The following is an 18,573-nucleotide window of genomic DNA, read 5'->3' as shown; positions in this document are numbered from 1 at the left end:
TTGAGTCGAACTTTTTATTGCACTTTCTGGCCGCTAGACGGGCGCGGCCGACAGTTATTTTCCGCCCGTCTAACGTTGAACTGACGACACGAGATATACACACATGGGCAAGAATGTAGTGGTGCTGGGCACCCAGTGGGGCGACGAAGGCAAAGGCAAGATCGTCGATTTGCTGACCGAGAAAGTCGCACTGGTAGTCCGCTTTCAGGGCGGTCACAACGCCGGCCACACCCTGGTGATCAACGGCGAAAAAACCGTTTTGCACCTGATTCCCTCCGGTATTCTGCGCACCGATGTTACCTGCCTGATCGGCAACGGCGTGGTGCTGTCTCCGGAAGCCCTGCTCAAGGAAATGGGCGGTCTCGAGTCCGCCGGCGTGCCGGTGCGCAAGCGCCTGCGTCTGTCTCCCGCGTGTCCGCTGATCCTGCCGGTGCACGTAGCTCTGGACCAGGCCCGTGAAAAAGCCCGCGGTGCCAAGGCGATCGGTACCACCGGCCGCGGCATCGGCCCGGCCTACGAGGACAAGGTGGCCCGTCGCGGCCTGCGCCTCGGTGACCTGTGCAACTGGGACAACTTCTGTGCCCAGCTGAAGGAGCTGCTTGAATACCACAATTTTGCCCTGACCGAATACTACAAGGTGGAGCCGGTCAGCTACGAGGAAACCCTCAAGCTGGCGGAAGCCTGGCGTGAAGAGCTGGTACCGATGATCGCTGATGTGGCGGATATGCTGCACAAAGCGCGTGAGAACGGCGAACACATCTTGTTTGAGGGTGCCCAGGGCTCTCTGCTGGATATCGACCACGGCACCTACCCGTTTGTCACTTCTTCCAATACCACCGCAGGTGGCACCGCCACCGGCTCCGGTTTTGGTCCGCTGTACCTGGATTACGTACTGGGTATCACCAAAGCGTACACCACGCGCGTGGGCGGTGGTCCTTTCCCCACCGAGCTGGATTGTGAAGTGGGCCGTCATCTGGGCGAGAAGGGCCACGAGTTTGGCGCTACCACAGGCCGCCAGCGTCGTACCGGCTGGTTCGATGCCGTTGCCGTGCGCCACGCTATCCGCATTAACAGCATCTCCGGCCTGTGCCTGACCAAGCTGGACGTTCTGGACGGCCTGAAAGAAGTAAAAATCTGTGTGGGCTACCGCAACGCTGCCGGCGAAGAAGTGCCGGTACCGTTCGACGCCGCTGGTTGGGAAGGCGTAGAGCCGGTTTATGAATCCATGCCGGGTTGGAGCGACACCACCTTTGGTGTGCAGCGCGAAAAGGAGCTGCCGCAGGCTGCGCGTGACTACATCGCCCGTATCGAAGAATTGGTGGGCGCGCCCATCGATATCATCTCTACCGGCCCAGACCGCGTACAGACCATCGTGCGTGAATCCTCCGCCTTGTGCGAGATGGGTATCCACAACCCCAGCATCTAATCCCCTGGGTCAATCGACCCGTCAGGAACCCTCCCAGTTTGGGGCCGGCGATACTCGCCGGTCTCAAACATTGCTTGCCTCCCGCCGTACAAATCCTGATCATGGAACTGTAATTCAATTTACAGTCACATTTTTCTGCGACACTCAACAGGTTGTTCACCGTGTGCAGATTCGGTAACCCAAAGGGTAAGCGCCATGTCCAATAGCATGACCGCCAAGGTCGCCACTCGCTACACCGCAGCCGAGGAGATCGCCAATAGCGTCACCCACGGTGTCGGCGCCTTGCTGGCCATTGCCGGCCTTGGCGTTCTGTGTGCCTTTGCCGCCCTGCGCGGGGATGCCTGGCATATCGTCAGTAGCAGCATCTATGCCGCCACCCTGATTCTGTGCTTTTCGGCCTCGACCCTTTACCACAGCGTTACCCACGCCGGTGCCAAGCAAATTTTGCGCACCCTGGACCACTCCGCCATCTTCCTGTTGATCGCCGGAACCTATACGCCCTTTACTCTGGTCACCCTGCGTGGCCCCTGGGGATGGACAATATTTGGCGTTATCTGGGGACTCGCCCTGCTGGGCCTGATTATCCAGTTCTCGCCGCTGAAGAAGATCCGCGCCCTGTCCATTACCCTGAGTGCGCTGATGGGCTGGGTAATCGTCGCTGCGGTGAAACCGCTGATGGACAACTTGGCGCCGGGCGGGCTACTGCTACTGGTGCTGGGTGGCCTGTGCTACACCGGCGGCATTGCGTTTTATCTGTGGCGTAGCCTGCGCTTCCACCATGCCATATGGCACTTGTTTGTACTGGCAGGCGGCGTACTGCATTTCTTTGCCGTACTGTTCTATGTAATTCCGCCGGCGCCCTGATTTTCCCGGGCGCTAATCCGAGCGGATCAACTTCCCGACTTTTCGGCCCGCCCGCGGCGGGTCGAACATGTGGAAAAAAGTGTCGTTCCAGTCACACCCTGAATGACTGGCGTCAATCCTCCCTTTCCGTTGCCAGCCTTCCGTTCTACCCTTGTGCGAGCTGTTATTGCCAAGGAGCTGTTATGGGCCAAGTTGCCTCTTTGCCGGCGCGTCGCACCGGTAGTCACCATGTATTCCTATTCGCATTTTTATCCCTGTGTGCTCTGTTGATTGTGGGCGCGCAAGTAGCGGTAGCCGCTGCAGATCCGGGGTTCGAAAAATGGAAAAAGGAATTTCGCCAGCAGGCCCTGAAAGAGGGTATTACGCCAGAGACCTTCGACCGCGCCTTCAAGGGCATCGACTCACCGGACCAGTGGGTGTTGGATAAGGCGAGCTTCCAGCCAGAGTTCAAGGCGCCGGTATGGCAGTACTTTGATAACCGTGTAACCAAATACGCGGTGCAGCGCGGCAAGGCCAAGAAGAAAGAGCTGAAACCCTGGCTCGACAAGATTGAGAAGCAGTCAGGTGTAAACCCGAATATCCTACTGGCGATCTGGTCCATGGAGTCCAGCTTTGGCGCCATCTTGGATAACAAAACCGTCATGCGCAGTGTGATTCGCTCGCTGGCCACACTTGCCTACGCGGATCCCAAGCGTAAAAAATTCGGCACCAGCCAGCTGCTGGCGGCGTTGCAAATTCTGCAGAGCGGCAAAATCGACGAAAGTAATCTCACCGGCTCCTGGGCCGGCGCCATGGGGCACACCCAGTTTATTCCGACCAGCTACCAGGCCTATGCGGTCGATATGGACGGCGATGGCAAAAAAGACATCTGGAATTCCGTGCCCGATGCGCTGGCAACCGCGGCCAACCTGCTGAAAAAGAATGGCTGGGTATCTGGGCAAACCTGGGGCTACGAGGTCACCATCCCGGATCGTAAGTTGCCGGCGGGTAAGCTGAAGATTTCCGAGTGGGAAAAGCTCGGCGTAAAACGTGTACGCGGCAAGGAGTTCCCTCGTCCGAATGATGTCGCCGAGCTAAAACTTCCCGCTGGCCGCAAAGGCCCCGCTTTCCTGATGCTGAAGAACTTCTTCGTCATCAAACGCTACAACAACTCCGACCGCTATGCCGCGGCGGTGGGTATCCTCGCCGACCAGATCGGTGGCGCGCCCCCGCTCAGCAAAGATTGGAAGCGTCCCTTCACCAAACTGGACCGCGATGAAGTTATTGAGCTGCAAACCAAGCTCAAGGAAAAAGGCTTCTACGATGGTGAGATCGATGGCAAGGCCGGCGGCGGTACGCGCAAAGCCATCCTTAAGTTTGAAGAGAGTGTCGGCGTTGATCTGCAGGGTTTCCCCAGTAAAGAGGTACTGGAGCTGATCCGTAAGAACTGACACCTTCTTCCACAAATAAGCGGTGCCGTGGCAGTCAGCTATTGACTGGCACGACACCGTTTTTTATTTGTGTGCCAATAACTGCAGAGGCCCAGACGGATCGGAAAGTGAAGTTCCCCCAATGACATTTGGCCTGCTTTGGACTTACCGCGAGGGCTGATAGACTCACCAAAGGCTCGGACGCATGCTGGTCCGGGGGTTGTACCGGAAGCGCTTCCGAAAATAAGTCCGAGCTTGATGAAATCCGATTTTGTAAAAATGGCGTTGATCTTGGGGCTGCTCAGTTGCGTAGGGCCCTTCGCCATTGATATGTATCTCCCTGCCATGCCGGCGATGGCAGAAGACTTTGGTGTCTCCGCGACCAAGTCCCAGTACACGCTGGTGTCTTTTTTTGTTGCCTTTGGCGTGTGCCAGCTGTTCTACGGGCCCGCGGCGGATATGTTTGGCCGTAAACCGCCGCTGTACTTCGGGTTGGCGATATTTCTCCTGGCATCCATTGGCTGTGCGCTTTCCCCCACAATTGAATGGCTAATCGCTATGCGGTTTATCCAGGGCGTTGGCGCGGCCTCGGTGATGTCGATTCCACGTGCGATTATACGCGACCGCTACACCGGCACCGATGCTACACGTTTGATGGCTTTGGTGATGTTGGTGATATCAATTTCACCGATGCTGGCACCGCTTGTGGGCAGCTTGCTGATGAATCCATTTGGCTGGCCAATCGTTTTCTATGCGGTAGCCGCCGCAACTGTGGTGAGCCTTTTGTTGATCCGCTTTGCTTTACCGGAAACCCTGCCGGTGGCGGAGCGGGTGCCTGTGAAAATTTCTGCGATGTTCGCTGCTTTCAGGGTCTTGTTTCGCGATCCTACCTTTATGGGAATGACGCTGATTGGCGGTATGGGAACCGCCAGCTTTTTCTCATTCCTCGCAATTGCCGCATTTCTCTATACCGAGTACTACGGGCTTACCCCCACCCAATTCAGTCTGGCCTTTGCCTTGAATGCGCTTGGGTTCTTTACTTCAAGCCAGTTCGCAGCCAGCCTCGGTGAGCGCTTCGGTGGTGTTGCCGTGGTGAAGTGGGCGGTAAATGGGTTCGCGCTGACCGCACTTGTACATTTGCTGCTGAATATTTCTGGCGTGGACAATTTTGTCGTTCTGGTGGCGTTATTGCTCTTATCGAATGCCTTTCTCGGCTTGATTGTGCCAACAACTATGGTGCTGTCTCTGGATGAGCATGGGCCAATCGCCGGCACCGCAGCGGCTCTAGGCGGAACTCTACAGATGGTATTGGGTGCAATTGCAATTGTTATTGTCAGTGCGGTATTTGACGGATCACCGTTCACGTTGGTGGCATCCATTGCCGTATGCGGTATGTCTTCGGTAATCCTGTTTTTTGTTACCTTGCGCCGCCCTTTGCACCCTGTTAGCGAGTGAGTCGGGGCATTCCGTTGATGGGGAGATCCATAGGGCACATATTCGTGCGGGAGAGGGTGGTGGTGTTAACTACGGGTTAGGTTAATTGAGATCAGTTTAGGCTTTGTTTACCTGAATTAGATTTGGCCTGAACCGATCCGTCTAAACCGAGCCAATGTGAAGCGCCCGAGGTGGCGCCTCACGCTGATTTACTCTTCATATATGGCGTAGAACTTCTTGACCGAGCCGATGGTCTCCCAGGTCCCTTCAAACCCGGCCGGGATACAGAACGCATCGCCGGTGGTAACTCGCTCACTATCACCATCGGCATCGGTAATGATTGCCTCGCCATCGATGATATAACAGAACTCGTCTTCGCTGTAAGTGAGTGACCACTTGCCGGCATCGGAGGACCAAATACCACAGAAGAAGTTTTCCTTCTTGTTGGTGAAAAAGTGCTCGGTCCACTGCTGCGGGTTCCCAGTCAGCACCTTCTCCGGCGCTACCACCCCGGACTCTCTCGCTACCTTACCTTCTGTAACACGCATCAACTTCGCGGTCATACCTACCTCCGGCAAATTCAAAATGTGATCACTTTTGTTGGCACATTTTGCCTGCTCGCGGCAAAAAAGGCACGGGATTCCGGCACGCCTCTGGGAAAGCGCAAAGTGGTCAGGCTATGATGGAGGGGCAGGAATGGTGACAGCGTTGTCATATGGTTGCCGCCAGTGGTATAACTTGTCGGGATAGCAGCGACGCGAATATCAGTGGCGCAGTGGCAGAAAGCCACAGCAGAGCCACACAACGCGCCGGGCATAGCGATTGCCGGGCGTATCGCTGTGATGCCTGCAGCCAACAGGCCTCAATGAATGGGGCCGTGCAGCATCCCGATAATACTAATAAGGGAGAAAACGATGTCCGAAGTGCACACCTACCCGGTGCCCGAAACTTTTGCCGCCAACACCCTCGTCACCAACGACGATTACCAGCGCATGTACCGCCAGTCCGTTGAGGACCCGCAGGCGTTCTGGTCCCAGCAGGCTAACGACTTCCTGCAGTGGAGCAAGCCGTTCACCAAGGTGGTTGAGGAAGACCTGACCAAGGGCCACGCGGCCTGGTTTGCCGACGGCGAACTGAATGTTTCCGTCAACTGCATCGATCGCCACCTACCGGCTCGCGCTGCGCAGACCGCTTTGATCTGGGAAGGTGATGATCCGGCCGACAGCAAAAACATTACCTATCAGGAGCTGCACGACAACGTAGGCCGCCTGGCGAACCTGCTCAAGGCGCGCGGCGTCAACAAAGGGGATCGCGTGTGCATCTACATGCCCATGATCCCGGAAGCGGCCTACGCCATGCTTGCCTGTACCCGCATTGGCGCCGTGCACTCTGTGGTGTTCGGTGGCTTCTCTCCTGACTCCCTGAAAGACCGTATTCTCGATTCCGATTGCCGCCTGGTGATCACCGCCGACGAAGGCGTGCGCGGCGGCCGCAAGGTGCCACTGAAGGCGAATGTGGATAAGGCCCTGGCTAGCTGCCCGGACGTGCATACCGCGGTGGTGGTCAAGCGCACCGGCGCGAATGTCGACTGGGATAGCAAGCGCGATATCTGGTACGCCGAATCCGTGGCCGAACAAAGCACCGACTGTGCACCCGAACCGATGAACGCGGAAGACCCGCTGTTTATCCTGTACACCTCCGGCTCAACCGGTAAACCCAAGGGCGTACTGCACACCACCGCCGGCTACCTGCTGGCCTCCACCATGACGTTCAAATACACCTTCGATTACAAAGAAGGTGACGTCTTCTGGTGCACCGCCGATGTGGGCTGGATTACCGGCCACAGCTACATCGTGTACGGCCCGCTGTGCGCCGGCGCCATCTCACTGATGTTTGAAGGTGTACCCACGTACCCGGATGCCTCCCGCTGCTGGCAGGTTGTGGAAAAGCACAAGGTAAACACCTTCTACACCGCACCAACCGCGATTCGCGCATTAATGGGTGCCGGTGATGATTTCGTTACCAAGTGTGACCGCAGCTCGCTGAAACTGCTGGGCACCGTGGGTGAGCCGATCAACCCGGAAGCCTGGGAGTGGTACCACAATGTGGTCGGTGAAAATCGTTGCCCGATTGTGGACACCTGGTGGCAGACCGAAACCGGCGCGCACATGATTACCCCGCTGCCCGGCGCGACCGCGATGAAACCCGGTTCCGCGACACGCCCGTTCTTCGGTGTACAGCCGGCCCTGCTGGACGAAAAAGGCCAGGAAATCGACGGTGAAGGTGAAGGCGCTCTGGTGATGAAGGCCAGCTGGCCGAGCATGATCCGCAGTGTCTACGGCGATCATCAGCGCATGATCGATACCTATTTCTCCACCTTCCCCGGCTACTACTTCACCGGAGACGGCGCACGCCGCGATGCCGATGGTTACTACTGGATTACCGGCCGCATCGACGATGTATTGAATGTCTCCGGCCACCGTCTGGGTACCGCAGAAATCGAAAGTGCGATTGTGCTGCACGAAGATACTGCCGAGGCCGCGGTGGTGGGTTATCCACATGACATCAAGGGTCAGGGCATCTACTGCTATGTGACCCTGAAAAATGGCCGCGAGCCCTCTGAGGAATTGCGCAAGGAACTGATCAACCTGTGTGTGCAGGAAATCGGCCCCATTGCCAAGCCCGACATCATCCAGTGGGCCCCAGGCCTGCCGAAAACCCGCTCTGGCAAAATCATGCGCCGTATTCTGCGCAAGATCGCCTGCAACGAGCTGGATTCTCTGGGTGACACTTCCACGCTTGCCGATCCTTCTGTGGTTGATGAGCTGGTGGATCATCGCGCCAATAAATAACGATATTGTTTCGCCGCTTGGGGTTCTAATGAAGGCGCTGTGGCGGCGGCGCACTGGGTATTCGTTTTCGAAACCGCTGTAAATACATCCCTGTACGCTGCATCGGCGACGTCCCTGTCGCCGACGCTTTCGAAAACGAACACCCAGCGCCCCTCCTTCAATTTGAACCCCAGACCCTCGTAGGCCCTTGCAGCTCCACCTAGCGATTTGAGGGCGTCAAATAACAATTCCCTGATAGCTCCTGATTCCACCAAGCGTCTCATACGAAGGGCAAGCGCAGGGGGCGGGTTTTCAGGAGCGTCGCAAACAGGATGTTTGCGACGCAGCGCCCAGGGATGGGTTCACAGCGGTCCTGAAAATCCGTCCCCTGTGTTTGTCCGCCACTATGGCAAGACAGTGGATACCACAAAAATTTTCTAGTTGATCCAAACTAAGACAAAACCAATTTCCGATGATTTAATTAATGGTGCTGAATACTTCCCTGTAGCAACGGAGGCCACATGCAGAATATTCTCGTCATCCTCGACAAGCCCAAGCATGAGCAGATAGCCCTGGAGCGGGCGCTGGAGCTGGCGGAAAAGTCAGGCGCGAAGCTGCATCTGGTGAGTTTTGTCTACGAGCCCGTGGTCTCCATTCCGCTGTTGTCCGGTTCTGTACTGAACGTCAGCGATCAGATACAAAATGAGCGCAATAAGTGGCTGCAGGATCTGCAAAGCGAGTACTCACTTCCTGCAGGTTCGACCGCCAAAGTCATCTGGCATCACGATATCCCCTACTGGACCTTCGACTACCTCGCCGCCAATGATTGCGACCTGGTGGTAAAAACTGCGCAAAAGCAATTTGGCCGTGGCGGCTTTGGCTCCATCGACTGGCGGATGATTGAGGCGCTTCCCGCGCCGCTATGGCTCGCGGTGAGCACCGATTGGGTCAAGCGCGATCGCATTGTTGGCGCACTGGATCCCGCTATCGACAACCCCCTGCATGTGGAGCTAAACCAGCGCGTACTTTCCGTGGGTGGTAAATTGGCCTCACTGGTCGGGGCCGATCTGGAGGCCGTGGCCTGTGTGCCTACCCCAGATGAAGTGGCGGACCTGGATGAATTCCGCGAGCAAGCGGGTGCTTTGTTGCAAGCAATCGATACGGTAATTGCCGACAGCGGGGTAAAATGTAAAAAAACACATTTTGTTACCGGCAAGCCCGCGGTTGAAGTCAATCGCGTGGTGGATCGCAATAAAGCGCGCGCAATCCTTGTCGGCCGTGGGGTACGCAAAGGGCCAAAAGGCTTCTTGCTGGGCAATACCGCCGAGCGTATTCTAGGCCGTGCCAACACCGATGTACTGATTGTGCCCTGACTATTTTTTTGTTCCAGAACCCGATAAAAAATAATAAGTAATAACATGATCAAACTACGCAACTGGATTATTTCGGCTCTCGCGAGCGTGCTGCTGGCGACAGGTGCCGTAGCCGAAGAATCCGTCGAGACCAAACCCACCTACGACCCACAGCTGGCAGCAGAACTCGGTGCCGACAAGTATGGGATGCACAAATATGTACTGGCGCTGCTAAAGGCCGGGCCCAATCGAGATCAGGACGAAACCACCGCTGCGGAGTTACAACGTGCACACATGGCAAATATCCAGCGCCTGGCGAACGAAGGCGTGTTGGTTCTGGCAGGCCCATTTCTTGATGGTGGTGCGTTGCGCGGAATCTATGTATTTGATGTGGATACGGTAGAAGAAGCGCGCAAATTAACGGAAACCGATCCGGCAATACAGGCCGGGCGCCTAGTGATGGAGCTACACCCCTGGTATGGCTCTGCGGCACTAAAAACCGTCAATGATTTACACGGCAAGCTGTCTCAGCAAGCGCCGTAGTCGTTTCATCTTTCGCAGTTAGAGTCCTTCCGTGAACGAACAGCAGTACCTGTGTGACCATTATCGTTTTAACGCCGAGCAGCGTTTAAAAGCCTTTAACTTTTTTGTGGTGCTTTCCATGTTCGCCGATGGCGGTATTTTTACCGCGGTGGAAAAAGGGTTTCATCCGCTCATTCTGGTGCTGCTGGGTGGATTTGTAGTGATTGTGTCGGCCATATTCTGGGTGATGGATATGCGCAGTCGGCAATTACTGAACCTGACGGTGCCTGGTTTGCGCGCCATAGAAGCACAGTTGCCTGAACCGGCACGAATTTTCACCCGTGACCTGAACAATCAGGGCCGCTGTATTCGCTATACCTTCGCTATCCGCGCGCTGATCCTCGGGCAATTTATTTGCGGCACTGCGGTTGTTGTCTTCGGGCTGCTCGCCTGTTTCGGCATCATTTGATACGCCTCTTTCCCTGCTGCCTCCCAGTTCCTGCCTGACTAGTTCTGTTAGGTTGCTCGCAGGCACAGCTGTCGCCGCGCGCTATCTATACTCATCTCCCAAACGGGAAAAATCTCTAGCGGGAGGTCTTCATCATGCTCGACCATATCGGTTTGACTGTGCACGACTACGAGCGCAGCAAGGCATTTTACCTGGCGGCGCTCGCGCCCCTGGGGTATGAGCTGGCGATGGAGATGGGTGACTGGGCCGGGTTTGGCTGGGGTGGTAAGCCGCAGTTACTGATCAAAGGTGGTTCGACCACGGCGCCCGCCGTGAATATTGCCTTTAGCGCAGAAGACCGGGAAACCGTGCACGCTTTTTACCAGGCTGCGCTGAAGGCGGGTACGGCAGATGACAGCAGCGAGGACAGTGGTGCGCCACGCCTGCGTCCGGAATACCACGCAGACTACTTCAGTGCCTTTGTGCGCGACCCGGATGGACACCAGGTAGAGGTGGTGTGTCATATCCCCGCAGATGCCTTTTGACGCCGAAATTCCTCCCGCTGTTCTGGCAGTGCAAGCATCCTCAACTATCTTGAAGTGCACTCAATACGTTTGATGTGCCGTCGCATTGTGCATGCGGTGGCGCAGTCCATCTCACCTTGGAAAGCCGCCGCCTAAAAATAATAGTGAGGCATTGATGTCCCTAGTTTTCATGTTGACCGTCGCTGTGAATGGATTCACAGAGGCCAACCGGCCACGTCCCCACGCGGAAGATGATCGAGAAGCCATGGAAGAAGTGGCGGTGCTTGGGCGACAGATCAATTTAAACGGCGAGGCGATCTCGGCTTCACAGGGTGAGGTGGGGCCCACAGAAATCGGTACCTGGCCGCTAATCCGTACCGGCGACTTGATGGAATTTGTGCCGGGCATGGTGGCCACCCAGCACTCTGGCAGCGGCAAGGCCAACCAGTATTTCTTGCGCGGGTTTAACCTCGATCACGGCACCGACTTCGCCACCTTTGTCGATGGCATGCCGGTGAACCTACGTACTCACGGTCACGGGCAGGGCTACACCGACCTCAATTTCGTGATCCCGGAGACGGTTCAGCGGCTGCGGTATCGCAAGGGGCCGTATTATGCGGAAGTTGGGGATTTTTCTTCGGCCGGTTCTGCACAGTTTGTACTGGCGGACACCTTACCCAGGGGCCTCGCCGAGCTGAGTTTCGGCGAGTACGGCTATCGTCGCGCGGTGGTTGCGGAGTCGCTCTCGGCGTCCAGTAGCGATGTGATGTTGGCGGCAGAGTGGCAGGGCTATGATGGGCCCTGGAGCGATATCGACGAGTCGGTACATAAAACGAACCTGCTGGGTAAGGTGTCTTCTGATCTCGCCGGCGGCCGCGGGCACCTGACGTTTATGGGGTACGACAACCGCTGGAATTCACCCGACCAGATCCCGGCGCGCGCAGTGACTCAGGGCGTCATTGATGCCTTTGGCTCCCTGGATACCACGCTCGGCGGTAATACGCAGCGTTACAGCTTTTCCGCTGGCTGGACGGGTGCAGCGGTGGCCGGTGAGCTTGCCGTCAGTGCTTATGTCATCGACTACGACTTCACCCTCTGGTCGAATTTTACCTATGCGCTGGATTTTCCCGACCAGGGTGACCAATTCCAACAGCGTGATGATCGCCGTGTATATGGGTTTGAGGCTTCGCAAGTTTGGCAGCGCGATGCGGCCAGCTGGACCCTGGGCCTGCAGGGGCGCCGCGATGATATCGACAAGGTCGGTCTGTATCGCACCGTCGCTCGCAACGTAACGGGGACGGTGCGCGAAGATCAGGTTGTGGAAGATAGCCTGGGGTTGTTCGCGGTTAACCAGTACCAGTGGACCGACACCCTGCGCTCTTATCTGGGGCTGCGTTACGACCATTACGACTTTTCTGTAAATGCGGGCCTTGCGCAAAACAGCGGGCAACGCAGTGATGGCAAGGCATCGCTGAAGGCCAGTCTCGCCTGGCAGCCGTGGCCTGTATCTGAATTCTATATGAGCTACGGGCAGGGGCTGCATTCCAATGACGCCCGCGGTACGGTCATTCAGGTGGACCCGGTTTCGGCGGAGAGGGTAGACGCGGTGGACCCGCTGGTTGAGTCCCGCGGGGTAGAACTCGGGTCGCGGCTGTTTGTCACCGACCGGCTGCACGCAACCCTTGCCCTGTGGCAGTTGGCGCTGGATTCCGAGCTGCTGTTTGTGGGCGATGCGGGCAATACCGAAGCCAGCCGGCCCAGCGATCGACAGGGGCTAGAGGCCGGTCTCTATTGGTTTGCCTCGGAGCAGATTAGTGGCGAGCTGGAGCTCGCCTATACGGATGCGCAATTTGCCGGTTCCGATCCCGCCGGGAATGAAATTCCCGGCGCAATTCCGCTGGTGGCCAGCGCGGCCATCAACTATAGGGGTGACAGCGGCTGGTTTGCGTCGCTACATTTGCGCCATTTCAGTGCCTACCCGTTGCTGGAGGATGGTGCGGTCGAGTCGGCGGGTTCATTGCTGGTAAATCTTCGCCTCGGGCGCGACCTGAATCGCTGGCGGTTGCAGCTGGACCTGCTGAACGCCCTGAATTCAGATGACCACGATGTGGATTACTTCTATGCGTCGCGCCTTCCGGGTGAGGGGGCCGCAGGGGTAGAAGACCTCCACTACCACATCTTCGAGCCGCGCACCCTGCGCGCAGCGTTGCGCTACCAATTCTGATCGCCTGCGGAAACTACTGTGAAACTGCTCGCCATCCTCACCGACCCGCGCGATACCGACCGTGTCGCGGCAATTGCCGAAGCGCGCAAGGCCGAGGAGTTTCGTATCGAGGGTCCGGTGCAGAGCGGCCACCAGGCCATGCGCCTGCTGACCAGTGACGACAAGGTACAGGTGTTTCTCGACGATCTTGCGCCGCTGGTGGATGGTGTGGCGGGCGCGCGCGTTTTGGTTATTCCGGTAGAGCTGTCGCTGCCCAAGCCCAGTGATGCGCAGCGCAAGAAGGAGGATACGGCGCTGGCGGCGCGCGAGGCGTTGTACGCCAGTGCGGAAAAGAGCGCCCGGCTGGATCGGAATTACGTGATCCTGGTGATTTTGTCCACGCTGGTTGCCGCCATCGGCCTGCTGGAAAACAACGTCGCAGCGGTCATCGGTGCCATGGTGATCGCACCGCTGCTGGGGCCGAATATGGCATTTGGCCTCGGCACCGCACTGGCGGACCCCGCATTGATGCGCAGCGCCCTGAAAACACTGGTGGTAGGGCTTGCGGTAGCCGTGGGCCTGTCGGTGGTGATTGGCCTGATCTGGCCCTGGGGGACCCTCAGCAACGAGCTGTTGTCCCGCACCTATGTGGGATGGGATTCGGTCGTATTGGCGCTGGCATCCGGCGCTGCCGCAGCACTGTCGATGACCTCCGGACTGTCCAGTGTGTTGGTCGGGGTGATGGTGGCCGTTGCTCTGCTGCCGCCGGCCGCCACTTTCGGCATGATGATCGGCTCGGGCAAATGGCAGCTGGCCCTGGGGGCCGGCCTGCTGTTGGCGGTGAATATCGTGTGCGTCAATCTGGCCTGCAAACTGGTGTTTTTGATGAAGGGGATTGAGCCGCGCACCTGGTGGCAGAAAAAATCCGCGAACAAGGCGATGAAGATCTATATCGCCGTGTGGGTGGGTACCCTGCTGCTATTGATGGGGGCCATCTATCTGCGCGACCAGTTCAATCTGCAATAGTCTGCCCCGCACCCCGCACCCCGCACCCCGCACCCCGCACCCCGCACCCCGCACCCCGCACCCCGCACCCCGCACCCCGCACCCCGTACCATATGACTGGTACCGCCTTGGGCGTGCTTTTTTGTCTGCCAAATCGCGCATTGCTTAGGATGGTTTAAGAGGCAATAACCATAAAGTAGGATGCATTTACGAAAAATAATAAATATTTAATATGGTAAGGCTGGATTTTGCCGATTTGGTGGATATAATCGCCGGCGTCACCAAAAGTGACCAAATAATGTCCAGTTCTCGCCTGTGGGGGCCACAAGCCTGCCGCGGTTTAGGTCAAGTATCACTATGTCGCCCCAGTCACTGTCGCAGGCAACCGAAGCCATCCCTGTGTCTCCTCCCGTTATGGTACTGGAGGACGAGCAGCCGGTTGCAACCACCCAGTCTACGAATTCGCAGGTCAACGAGCGTCGCAACCGCCGTACGCGCTGGAGCGAGTGGCTCCTCGACGTGTTTGCCATGAATAGTTTTTCCTGGGCAATTGCCATTCCCATCGAGCTGTTGCTGGCAGGGATGAGCTGGAGTGAGCACCTGAAGGTCCGTCTGCTGGCGGTGGTGTTCAACTCGGTGATCGCGCGGCCGTTCAGTATGTACCGCGCCTGGATAGTAAATCGCTTTGGCCGCGGCGGTGCTGTGCATAATTATGCGGTGGATACTTTCGTGTTCCTGAGCTTCCAGCTGCCGCTTTACACCATCAATATGATGCTCGGTGGCGCATCCATGGCAGAGATTGCCACTGCCTGTATTACCTTCGCCATGATTGCCGGGATCCTTGGGCGTCCGTACGGGATTTACCTCGATTTCCTGCGCCGGATCTGGGCGCGCCGCAATGCCGGGGCGCCTGTTGCGCGCGACATGGATAGCGTCCCCTGCGGTGGCAAATCACTGTAATCGCGTGAAGTTGACTTGCCTGAGGGAGTGGCTTCCAATGCGCCTGGCAAGAATTCCGGCACGTTCGGGAATATTGGCGTAAAATTGGCTTAAGTGGCACGGTAGTTTGGTGTAAAACACCGCTAATATTACTTTTCCACTGAGCTAGAAGAGAGCTAGATGGGCGCAGGAATCGCGTCCAGTAATTCGCGAGCAGGATGCGAATGACCGTCGGCAATCTAGCGAGATGCCGACACACACAAAACCCTCCAATAAGTTTCCCGTTAACGGGTCTACAACGTGGGTTTTGATCGGGTTGCAGGATTAACCCGCACATATCAATGGTTTCAAGGATGAGTATGACCATGACCTACTGCCGTTCGGCGAGTAGCCGTATTTTCGCTGCCAGAACCAGAATTTCCCTCCCGGTTGCTGCCATGTTTTTGGCCAGCCTAGTGCCGCCCCCGGCATTTGCCTTTCCCGGACAGGCGCTATTACTCGATACCGGAGTCCCCCTGATTTGGTTGCTCCTCGCAGGTATCGTACTGATTGGCGTGGTGGTCGTGCAGGTGCGCCTGCGGGCGCAGCTGCAGGCCGCGCAGGAATCTGCCGCGGCACGGGTGTCTGACTTGCAGGCGGAGAACGCCAAGTTGTTTCGTGAAGTGCAGGCGCGCGTGCATGAACTGATGGAGCGCGACAAGCTGCTGGAGGAGGTCAAGCTTTCCGCCGAGCAGAATCAGGAAGAGCACCGGGATTTCCTTTCCCTTACGGGCCACCGCATGCGCAAGCCGCTGGAAACGCTAGTGAGCACCATGAGCCTGCTCGCCCGCGGCGGTGATGATGAAACCCGACATCTGGCCGAGGCGGCACTGGGTCAGTGCCGCACTTTGCGCAGCAATATCGAAGAGATTCAGCGTGCAGGCCAGGATACACCTCAGGGGCTTGAGACGGCTGCGGCACCCGCTGCCGCTGCGCTGGGCATGGAAGAAACGGATCACCCCCTGAGTATTCTGCTGGTTGAGAATGACAGCCATCCCAGTCTGCGGCGGCGGCTGGAGGCCAGTGGCCATCAGGTGCGGTGTGAGAGTAACGGCGTCGATGGCGCCGAGGCAGCCCTCAAGTCCAAATATGACCTGGTGATGATCGATGTGCGCCTGCCACTGATCGACGGGGTAGAAACGGCGAATAAAATGCGCGGCGACTATTCCAATGACAACCTGCTGATATTCGGCATGTTAGACAATCTGAAAAAGGGTGATCGTGAGCACTATGTGGCGAAGGGGCTGTCGGGTGTACTGCCCAGCGAGCCAACCGACGCACAGCTGACGCAGTTGCTGAGCTGGGTGGAGCAGAAGTCCCAGGGCAAGTCTGCCGCGGGTAAACCTGGCCGAACCAACAAGGTGCTGAATGCAAGTACCCTTGAGCGGCAACGGGACACTCTTGGCCATCTGGCGTTTGCGGAGTTGTTGGGAGACCGCCTTGCCAACCTGCCGAAGAAAATCACCGCGTTTACCAGTGCCCTGACAGGACGACACTGGCTGGATGCCCAACACCAGGCGCAAGCCATTGCCGCTGAGGCAGAGAGTGTTGGGCTAGAGGTGGTTTCTGGGCGCCTGAAGGCCCTGTCGGCACGCTTGTCCATCGACAGTGAGCGCGATTACTGCCGCCACCAGCGCACCGAGATCCTCGGGCTGATGCGCACTTCCATTCAACAGCTGAAATCCTGGCGTGAGAAAAACGTCCACACCGAGTGGGCGCTGAGATAAACCCGGCGATTGTCACGATGGGTAGCCGCTGGCAGTGGTTATCCTGAGGAGCAATAGCGCTTACACTTAGCGCTGGTTGAATGAATGCAAATAAATGGAAGTCGAGCCATGTCCGAGCAGTACCCTGTTGAGCAACAAACGGAACGCGAGCGCTCTGCTCGCGATATCGCCACCCTGGTATACCTGATCCAGGCCATCAGTATTTTTACCGCGGTCCCTTTCTTTGTGGGCGTGATTATCAATTACGTCAAGCGCGGCGATGTGCGCGGCACCCTGGCGGAGTCCCATTTCCGCTGGCAAATCCGCACCTTCTGGTACAGCTTGCTGTGGTTTGTAATCGGTTGGGCGACGGTGTGGATTCTGATTGGTTTCGTGGTCTGGGGAATCAGCTGGATTTGGGTGGTCTATCGCGTAGTGCGGGGCTGGCTGAACCTATCGGACAATCGGCCTGCTTACTCTTAAGTTGCAGCGCAGAATGATGAAAGAATGGAAGTTGTAACGATAAACGGTGAGAGAAAACCGTTGAGCGGCCAATTGGCCGCTCTTTTTTTGTCTGCAAAACGGCGCGAGCGCGGTTTAGAGCCCGCCCATCAGCGCAAGTACAAACAGGTCCGCAGGTAGCTGCTGGCCGTTGACCGCCAGAACCCCCTTATCCAGCTGCAGGTGCATGGTCAGCTGGCCGTTCTCTTCCAGCAGGAAGCCGTACTGCTTTAGCGCGCTTGCCTGCATGATCAGCGGCGACTGCATTAGCGCCTGCTCGGCAGCCGAAATATTGGCGCTGCCCTCCAGGTTGTCCAGCCAGAACAGCTTGTCGTTCTGCACCCGCTGGCTGCGCGGGATGCCTTTCCAGTCCACATCCAGTTGCAGTTGCATGGGGCCGTTTGCGGTCGCGATATCCAGCTGTTGCTGGGCCTGCAGCGGGCGCTGGAACACCTGGGGCCAGTTGCGCTCGGCCGAGGGCTTGAGTAACAGGCTGTACAGAAAGTGGTGCAGGTCGTCATAGGTCACCGCCGGCAGATGCAGCTGCTGGGTAAGGCTGCTGGCGGGTGTGGCGGACTGAATGTCTGGCAGGTTGATGGCGGTTTGCACCTTCAGGGTCTTTGGTGCCACCAGTTCGCCGGTGTAGTCCAGTGCAACATCGCGCAGTTCCACGGGCCCGGAATCATTGTTGGTGCGCACCAGTGGCAATTTGACTTGCAGGGTGCCCGCGCCGGTGGACGCCAGGGTGAAATCGCCACTGGCGGACTGCAGGTACAGTGCTTCGCGGTGGCCATCCATACGCACAAACTCACCCAATTCGAAGCGGCTATCTTGCTGCTGGCCCGTGTAATCGGTCACCAGGCGAATCTTGCCCCCGGCAAACTGGATTTGCTGATCGGCCACGTTGCGGTCGATGGGTTGCAGATGCAGGGTGTTGATTACGCGGTTGTTGGTGGCAACGAGGGTTTCGACCACCACCGGACTGTCATCGAGCACCTGACTGAGCGGGCCGTAGTAGGCCTCCAGCTGGTGACGCAGGGACGGTTCCAGTTGCTTGCCGGTCAGGCGGGTTTCCGCATACAGGGCGCCGACCTTTAGACCGCTACGGGTGAACAGCACGGGGCCGTGCTGGATCTCGCTCTGGGTTTCGGTCTTGCCGTCTTTGCCGATGAGCAGGGTCACCGCCTCGGCGCCAAACCAGCCGCGCTGATAGCCGGTCAGTTCGATATTGTCTTGCTGGCTGAGTTGCTGTTGCAGCACCATTTCTACCTGGGGGCCGATCAGGCGGGGTGCGATCAGAGCGGCCAGCAACAGCAGGGAGGTGACGGCGATAAGGCCAAAACGTAAGACTTTCATGCGGACAAATTTCA

Annotated in this window: 16 protein-coding genes; 14 read left to right on the top strand and 2 right to left on the bottom strand. The window is 57.5% G+C overall.

What is annotated here, in order from left to right; all coding sequences use genetic code 11:
- Positions 1-103 precede the first annotated feature (103 nt).
- The 4 genes from AS89_RS0109800 to AS89_RS0109785 all read left to right on the top strand — a co-directional run bounded on the left by AS89_RS0109800 (position 104) and on the right by AS89_RS0109785 (position 5,154).
- Positions 104-1,426, top strand: coding sequence for an adenylosuccinate synthase (locus AS89_RS0109800; RefSeq protein WP_010132400.1), 1,323 nt, complete (start codon positions 104-106; stop codon positions 1,424-1,426).
- Positions 1,427-1,621: 195 nt separating this feature from the next.
- A complete protein-coding gene (trhA, locus tag AS89_RS0109795; RefSeq protein ID WP_010132399.1) occupies positions 1,622-2,290 on the top strand; it encodes a PAQR family membrane homeostasis protein TrhA in 669 nt (222 codons plus the stop codon).
- Positions 2,291-2,472: 182 nt separating this feature from the next.
- Complete coding sequence (locus AS89_RS0109790; RefSeq protein WP_010132398.1) at positions 2,473-3,720, top strand: lytic murein transglycosylase; 1,248 nt, start codon at positions 2,473-2,475, stop codon at positions 3,718-3,720.
- Positions 3,721-3,957: 237 nt separating this feature from the next.
- Positions 3,958-5,154: a multidrug effflux MFS transporter gene (locus AS89_RS0109785; protein ID WP_010132396.1), complete on the top strand. Its 1,197-nt coding sequence runs from the start codon at positions 3,958-3,960 to the stop codon at positions 5,152-5,154.
- A gap of 188 nt (positions 5,155-5,342) precedes the next feature.
- Here the strand turns inward: AS89_RS0109785 and AS89_RS0109780 are convergent, their stop codons facing one another.
- Positions 5,343-5,696: a cupin domain-containing protein gene (locus tag AS89_RS0109780; protein WP_010132395.1), complete on the bottom strand. Its 354-nt coding sequence runs from the start codon at positions 5,694-5,696 to the stop codon at positions 5,343-5,345.
- Between the two features lie 351 nt (positions 5,697-6,047).
- On the opposite strand from AS89_RS0109780, the gene acs reads away from it, so the two are divergent.
- From acs to AS89_RS0109720, 10 genes are all read left to right on the top strand, one after another.
- Positions 6,048-7,985 carry an acetate--CoA ligase gene (gene acs / locus AS89_RS0109775; protein ID WP_010132394.1) on the top strand — a complete coding sequence of 646 codons (1,938 nt, stop codon included), beginning with the start codon at positions 6,048-6,050 and terminating at the stop codon, positions 7,983-7,985.
- A 500-nt stretch (positions 7,986-8,485) separates the two neighbouring features.
- Entirely contained in the window at positions 8,486-9,337 is an 852-nt protein-coding gene (locus tag AS89_RS0109765; protein WP_010132392.1) for a universal stress protein, read from the top strand.
- Positions 9,338-9,382: 45 nt separating this feature from the next.
- Positions 9,383-9,859, top strand: a complete 477-nt coding sequence (locus tag AS89_RS0109760; protein ID WP_010132391.1) for a YciI family protein — start codon at positions 9,383-9,385, stop codon at positions 9,857-9,859.
- Between the two features lie 31 nt (positions 9,860-9,890).
- On the top strand, positions 9,891-10,307 hold the full coding sequence (locus AS89_RS0109755) for a RipA family octameric membrane protein (RefSeq protein ID WP_010132390.1): 417 nt from the start codon (positions 9,891-9,893) through the stop codon (positions 10,305-10,307).
- Between the two features lie 134 nt (positions 10,308-10,441).
- Positions 10,442-10,831: a VOC family protein gene (locus AS89_RS0109750; protein WP_010132389.1), complete on the top strand. Its 390-nt coding sequence runs from the start codon at positions 10,442-10,444 to the stop codon at positions 10,829-10,831.
- A gap of 154 nt (positions 10,832-10,985) precedes the next feature.
- Complete coding sequence (locus AS89_RS0109745) at positions 10,986-13,034, top strand: TonB-dependent receptor (RefSeq protein WP_237709666.1); 2,049 nt, start codon at positions 10,986-10,988, stop codon at positions 13,032-13,034.
- An 18-nt stretch (positions 13,035-13,052) separates the two neighbouring features.
- Positions 13,053-14,039, top strand: a complete 987-nt coding sequence (locus AS89_RS0109740; protein WP_010132387.1) for a TIGR00341 family protein — start codon at positions 13,053-13,055, stop codon at positions 14,037-14,039.
- A 336-nt stretch (positions 14,040-14,375) separates the two neighbouring features.
- Complete coding sequence (gene alaE / locus AS89_RS0109730; RefSeq protein WP_010132386.1) at positions 14,376-14,978, top strand: L-alanine exporter AlaE; 603 nt, start codon at positions 14,376-14,378, stop codon at positions 14,976-14,978.
- Between the two features lie 416 nt (positions 14,979-15,394).
- Positions 15,395-16,723, top strand: coding sequence for a response regulator (locus AS89_RS0109725; protein WP_138976388.1), 1,329 nt, complete (start codon positions 15,395-15,397; stop codon positions 16,721-16,723).
- 108 nt (positions 16,724-16,831) lie between these two features.
- Positions 16,832-17,185: a DUF4870 family protein gene (locus tag AS89_RS0109720; RefSeq protein WP_010132383.1), complete on the top strand. Its 354-nt coding sequence runs from the start codon at positions 16,832-16,834 to the stop codon at positions 17,183-17,185.
- 114 nt (positions 17,186-17,299) lie between these two features.
- Here the strand turns inward: AS89_RS0109720 and AS89_RS0109715 are convergent, their stop codons facing one another.
- Positions 17,300-18,559: a DUF945 family protein gene (locus AS89_RS0109715; protein ID WP_010132382.1), complete on the bottom strand. Its 1,260-nt coding sequence runs from the start codon at positions 18,557-18,559 to the stop codon at positions 17,300-17,302.
- Positions 18,560-18,573: the final 14 nt, after the last annotated feature.

The organism is Microbulbifer agarilyticus S89 (assembly GCF_000220505.1).
Lineage (GTDB): Bacteria > Pseudomonadota > Gammaproteobacteria > Pseudomonadales > Cellvibrionaceae > Microbulbifer > Microbulbifer agarilyticus_B.
Note: the sequence above shows the minus strand (reverse complement) of the source record. Positions and strands in the feature narration are given on the sequence as shown.